Source organism: uncultured Bifidobacterium sp. (assembly GCF_959020145.1).
GTDB lineage: Bacteria > Actinomycetota > Actinomycetes > Actinomycetales > Bifidobacteriaceae > Bifidobacterium.
Window position 1 is genome coordinate 1 of the sequence record NZ_CAUEQY010000055.1, and the last position, 5,823, is coordinate 5,823.

The window sequence follows — 5,823 nt, forward strand, 5'->3', positions numbered from 1 at the left end:
TCGCCGCGTCCGTGAAAACGCCGATCACGTCGATTCTGTTGGCTGTGGAGATGTCCGGAACGTTGACGCACATGCTGCCGGTCGCTGCCGTCGCTTTCATCGCGCTGTTGGTGTCCGATCTGCTGCGCACCAAACCGATCTATGGGGAGTTGCTGGAGCGGTACGTGCGTGCGCAAGGCATGCAGATGGCAATCGCAAGCCATGTGGGCAGCGGCATTATGGAACTGCCATTGGAAATGGGGGCGATTGCGGACGGCAAGCGGGTGCGTGACGTGCGTTGGCCGTCTGGGTGTCTGATCATCGGCCTGCGTCGCGGCGAAAGCGAGATCGTGCCGCGCGGTGATACACGGCTGCGTGCCGGTGACTATCTGGTGGTGCTGTTCAGTGGCGAGGAGGAGCGCGAGGTACGACCTGCGATGCGGCGGCTGTGTGATGCCCGGCTTGACTGAGCCTGGCTGAATTCGGCTGGACTCTGGATGTACGAATCTGCGGAATCGGACATCCAGGGTGCATACGTTGGCGCTCCGTGTAAACTCATATGCGTTAGGAAGGCGGCAACCGCGGCCCAGCTCGTTGTTGCACGGCCTATGGGCGGAACAACGCTGTCCGCGGAAGGCCAGTACAGGGGGAGCGCAATGGAATCGCAAGAACAATCGCCGGGAGACGTGGTGACTGCGGGTGAGGACTCACATCCCATCACGCAGGCAATCGACGCTGTTGAGGTGATGCATGCTGGTGCAACCGCGCCCGCCGCTAACACCATGGATCCGCCTACGATTCCCCTGGCGCCGATGAAACGTATGCAGGCGCGGTTCAATCCGCTCGCCGACGGACTGATGTATGTTGTGGTGTTCGTCGGTGGATTTGTTGGAGTCGGCTGTCGGCATGCGTTGGATATGCTCCTGCCGTCGGTCAGCGGGACGCCATTCGTTGTGGGCACGTTTGTGTCGAATATGGTCGCCTGCTTCCTGTTCGCGATGCTGACCGAATTCATGGCGACCGCTTCGTGGCTGCGTCGCCGGGTGCGGCAGGTTGTCAGCCGTGGCGTTGGGCTCGGCTTGCTCGGCGGGCTTTCGACGATGTCCGGCGTGATGCTGGAAACGATGGAAGGTCTGCACGAGCGGCATATCGCCAGTGCGCTTGGCTATCTTGCGGGAAATTTTGCAGGCGGTTTGCTCACTGCCGCCGCCGGCGTGGTTCTGATGCAGGCACTGCTGTCACGGAGTACTCGAAAGCGGGTTCGGGGTGCGTTTTCAGCTGTTTCCGTGTCCGATTCTGCCGAATCGGACACGCAGGGCGTACGCCATGTGAAAGTGGCCGACGTGGCGCGTTCTGCCGCGCAGGCCGCAATGGAAGCCGCGCAGGCGGCGCAGCAGGCCGCGCAGGCGGCCCAGCAGATTGCACAGACGGGACAGGTTCCGCGAGTCGAAACACCAACCGTGCCGCCGACCGCCAGCCAGACTATGCAGACGGGCCGCGTTCCGCAGATTCCTCCGCTGGCCGTTCCTCAGCTGGCACAGCCATCGCAGCCGTTGCTGCGCGAGCAGGATACTTCAGACTTGGGGCAGCTGCCCGAGCCGATTCAGCAGTCGCAACCAATCCAGCAGCCCCAGCAGCAGTCGCAGCCGATCCAGCAGCCGGCTAACCCGCTTCCGCCCAGCTTCGAGCCCAAACCGATCACTGCGGAGATTTCGCTTATCGCCGACCCGGCTACCGGGGAGGTGCGCTGATGATGTGGATGATCTGTCTGTTCGGCGGTCTGGGCGCCATGGCCCGTTACGTGCTCGACGTGTCAATTCAACGAGGCTGGAATCGCGAGAATCGGAGAACGAACCGCAACTTCCCGCTATCCACGCTCGTCATCAACGGCGTCGCCTCGCTATGCGCGGGCATCGCCATGATGTCCTACTATTCGCAATCGGTGGATATGGACACGGTCATGATGTTCGTTGTCGGATTTCTCGGTGGTTTCTCAACATTCTCCACGGCGCTCAACGAAGTGGTTTCATTGATTCGCCAGCGTCGTTTTACGCTGGCTCTGGGCTATGGAATAGCAACCGTCGCGGTGCCTCTCATTTGCGTGGCCACCGGTTTCGGCATTGCGCTGCTCGCCAATCCGGCGTAATTTTCACGTTACGCGGACGGTCGCTGAGTAACATGAAAGGAATCTGAGCGCAACCGCCATCAAGGCCGCCAGCCCGGATGCGACGCTGGTGATTGCATTCGACCAGGCCAAGCCGCTGCTGAAGGATGGCAAGGATATCCAGTACCAGGGCCAGACCGGTATCGGACCGTTCAATAAGAACAATGATCCGAGCTCCGCGAACATCGGCGTCTACACCTTCGACAAAGACAACAAGCCGGTCTTCGACCACACCCAGTCCGGCGACGTGCCGACCGACTGATCGCAATGTAGGTCATCATCAATACAAGAAGACGGCGCAAAGTGAGTGTGGATATCGCAAGCTTTGCGCCGTTTCTTTTGTTGTGCTGTGCTGCCGTTTTCCGTGTCGTGGGCAGCATACGAAAATCAATATTGAAAATCAAGTAAAGGGGTAACCCCGTTAAGCGATATACACGCCGGACTGTCGAACAGGTTCGAGAGAATGTAAATGAATGTAATATCTCGCGAGAAGCGCACGGAAAGCGCGCGGCAAGCACGTGAGAATACAACGATGGAACAGTGATAACGGGGAAGGTGCGATCATGGTCGGCATGCGCGATGTGGCGAAGAAGGCCGGGGTGTCTCTGAGCACCGTCTCGCTGGTGGTGAACGGCAACGGGTATGTATCCAACGACATGCGCGACCGCGTGCGTAAGGCCATGCAGGCCCTCAATTACGTGCCGAACGAGCTTGCCCGCAACCTGTACCACGATCGCACGAATCTGGTCGGCGTCATCGTGCCCACCATCCGTCACCCGTTCTTTGCAACGTTTACCGCGCACCTGCAGCATGCGCTCGCCGCGCAGGGGCTGCGCACCATGCTGTGCTCCACCACCGACGAGACGGACGGCGAAATCCAATACGTCGATATGCTGCGCAGGCACATGATGGACGGCATCGTCATGTGCGCTCACACCTCGCATCCCGGCGATTATTGGACGTCCATCCACCGCCCGATCGTCGCATTCGATCGCGTGCTTGGAAATGGTATTTCGTCGATCGGATCTGACCACGAGCAGGGTGGGCGACTGATTGCGCAGATGCTGATTCGCAATGGCGCGCGCCATGTGGTGATGATTGGCGGTCCGCGCGATCAGTTCTTCGATCTGGCGGTCCGCGGCGAAGTCGAGGAGGGGTCGTTCGATTTGGGAAAGACCACGTTCCCGACGGTGCGCTACTACCTCACGTTGGAACAGGAATTGACCTCCGCGGGCGTGAAGTATGAGTATATCGAGGCCGGTGAGGTGATGGATTTCGCCGGCTATCATCGTGCGGTCAGCCGTGCGCTTGATGGGGTGGCGACCGACGGCGTCGATGCCGTGGTCAGCTCCGATATTGGCGCGGCGTTCTGCGTGCGCGAAGCGTTGAGCCGCGGAATTTCCATTCCTGACGAGCTGCAGGTCGTCGCCTATGATGGCACGTATTTGACCGATTTGGCCGGTATGAAGCTGACCGCGGTCGCACAGGATTTCTCGGCGATCGCGCAGTCGGCGGCCGACCATATGGTGCAGGCGATCGCCAATGAAGAGGCGGCTGCGGCCAACGCCTCGCGCAAGAACATCCCCAAGCCGTTCGAGCCGAATGTGCTTATTCCCATGACGCTGGTGCCAGGCGATACCACGCGTTGATGCTGCGCGTTGGAACGCTGGGTTGGGGTCGGACAGGCTGGGCTGCATAGAACACCGCATCAAACCGGTTCGACACGCGCATTCCGCTGTGTGACTGGACATTGACGCCCCTCTCGAGGTAATATCGAACCGGTTCGATACATACGTGAGTATGCAAATACGTAAACAACAAACAGGCAGACGCGCACACATTGCACCCGCACCCATGAACCAAGGGAGGTCCCATGAAAAACAAAGTGCAGCTCATCACCTACGCCGATCGCCTCGGCGACGGCACCCTCAGCTCGATGACCGACATCCTGCGCACCCGTTTCGACGGCGTGTATGACGGCGTGCATATCCTGCCGTTCTTCACTCCATTCGACGGCGCGGATGCAGGCTTCGACCCCATCGACCACACCAAGGTCGACCCGCGCCTCGGCGGCTGGGACGATGTCGCCGAACTTTCCAAGACCCACGGCATCATGGTCGACGCCATCGTCAACCACATGAGCTGGGAATCCAAGCAGTTCCAAGACGTGCTTGAAAAGGGCGAGGAATCCGAGTATTACCCGATGTTCCTGACCATGAGTTCCGTCTTTCCGAACGGCGCGACCGAAGAGGATCTGGCCGGCATCTACCGTCCGCGCCCGGGTCTGCCGTTCACCCACTACAAGTTCGCGGGCAAGACTCGCCTGGTCTGGGTCAGCTTCACCCCGCAGCAGGTCGATATCGACACGGATTCCGACAAAGGCTGGGAATACCTGATGTCGATTTTCGACCAGATGGCCGCATCCCACGTCAGCTACATTCGTCTTGACGCCGTCGGCTACGGTGCCAAGGAAGCCGGTACCAGCTGCTTCATGACGCCGAAAACGTTCAAGCTCATCTCCCGCCTGCGCGAGGAGGGCGTCAAGCGCGGCTTGGAAATCCTCATCGAAGTGCATTCCTACTACAAGAAGCAGGTCGAGATCGCGTCGAAGGTCGATCGCGTCTACGATTTCGCCCTTCCGCCGCTGCTGCTGCATTCGCTGAATACCGGTCATGTCGAGCCGGTCGCGCATTGGACCGACATCCGTCCGAACAATGCCGTCACCGTACTTGACACGCATGATGGCATCGGCGTGATCGACATCGGTTCCGATCAGCTGGACCGTTCGCTCAAGGGGCTCGTGCCGGATGAGGATGTCGACAATCTCGTCAACGCCATTCATGCGAACACTCACGGCGAATCGCAGGCCGCTACCGGTGCCGCCGCATCCAATCTTGACCTGTATCAGGTCAACAGCACCTACTATTCGGCGCTGGGATGCAACGATCAGCACTATATTGCGGCTCGCGCGGTGCAGTTCTTCCTGCCGGGCGTTCCGCAGGTCTACTATGTCGGCGCGCTTGCCGGCAAGAACGACATGGAGCTGCTGCGCAAGACCAATAATGGCCGCGATATCAATCGCCATTACTATTCCACGGCTGAGATCGACGAGAATCTGCAGCGTCCGGTGGTGAAGGCACTGAACGCGCTTGCCAAGTTCCGCAACGAGCTTGATGCGTTCGACGGCACTTTCTCGTACAGCGCCGACGGCGACACGTCCATCAGCTTCATGTGGAAGGGTGCAACTACCGAGGCTACGCTCACGTTCGAACCGGGTCGCGGTCTTGGTGTGGAGAACACCGCGTCCGTCGCCACGCTCGAATGGCGTGATGCCGCCGGTGAGCACCGCACGGACGATCTGATCGCCAATCCGCCGGTCGCGGCCTGATTCAGCCTCGCCTGATCCGGTCGCTGCCTGACCGCGCATAAATCCATAAATCTGTAATCGTCCTTCCTGTCACCTCTCCTTCAGGAAGGACGATTCGCATTTTCGTTTTTTCGAGCAATCGTCTTATCGGGAAAACAATTTTCCCGGGAATCAGCTGAAATCCCAGCAAAAACGGGTAAGGTGAGCTTATGTCAAAGATGTCAAAGCTTTTCGATCAAGACAACATGTTTTTCGCCATTATGGGCGTGCTGTTCGATCTGATTATTCTCAACGTGCTCACGCTGTTGTGCTG

6 protein-coding genes are annotated in these 5,823 nt (G+C 59.2%); all 6 read left to right on the forward strand.

Going from position 1 to position 5,823, the window contains the following annotated elements; genetic code table 11:
- Positions 1-449 (forward strand): TrkA C-terminal domain-containing protein (locus tag Q5H33_RS07900; RefSeq protein WP_302423914.1); only part of this gene is annotated, 449 nt, incomplete at its 5' end.
- Positions 450-635: 186 nt separating this feature from the next.
- Positions 636-1,730, forward strand: coding sequence for a CrcB family protein (locus Q5H33_RS07905; protein ID WP_302423915.1), 1,095 nt, complete (start codon positions 636-638; stop codon positions 1,728-1,730).
- Positions 1,730-2,125 carry a CrcB family protein gene (locus Q5H33_RS07910; protein WP_003832500.1) on the forward strand — a complete coding sequence of 132 codons (396 nt, stop codon included), beginning with the start codon at positions 1,730-1,732 and terminating at the stop codon, positions 2,123-2,125. The genes Q5H33_RS07905 and Q5H33_RS07910 overlap by 1 nt, the downstream gene beginning before the upstream one ends.
- Before the next feature lie 88 nt (positions 2,126-2,213).
- Positions 2,214-2,405, forward strand: a complete 192-nt coding sequence (locus tag Q5H33_RS07915) for a hypothetical protein (protein WP_117611679.1) — start codon at positions 2,214-2,216, stop codon at positions 2,403-2,405.
- Positions 2,406-2,706: 301 nt separating this feature from the next.
- Positions 2,707-3,792 carry a LacI family DNA-binding transcriptional regulator gene (locus Q5H33_RS07920; RefSeq protein ID WP_013410450.1) on the forward strand — a complete coding sequence of 362 codons (1,086 nt, stop codon included), beginning with the start codon at positions 2,707-2,709 and terminating at the stop codon, positions 3,790-3,792.
- Positions 3,793-4,016: 224 nt separating this feature from the next.
- On the forward strand, positions 4,017-5,531 hold the full coding sequence (gene gtfA / locus Q5H33_RS07925; protein ID WP_117611681.1) for a sucrose phosphorylase: 1,515 nt from the start codon (positions 4,017-4,019) through the stop codon (positions 5,529-5,531).
- Positions 5,532-5,823: the final 292 nt, after the last annotated feature.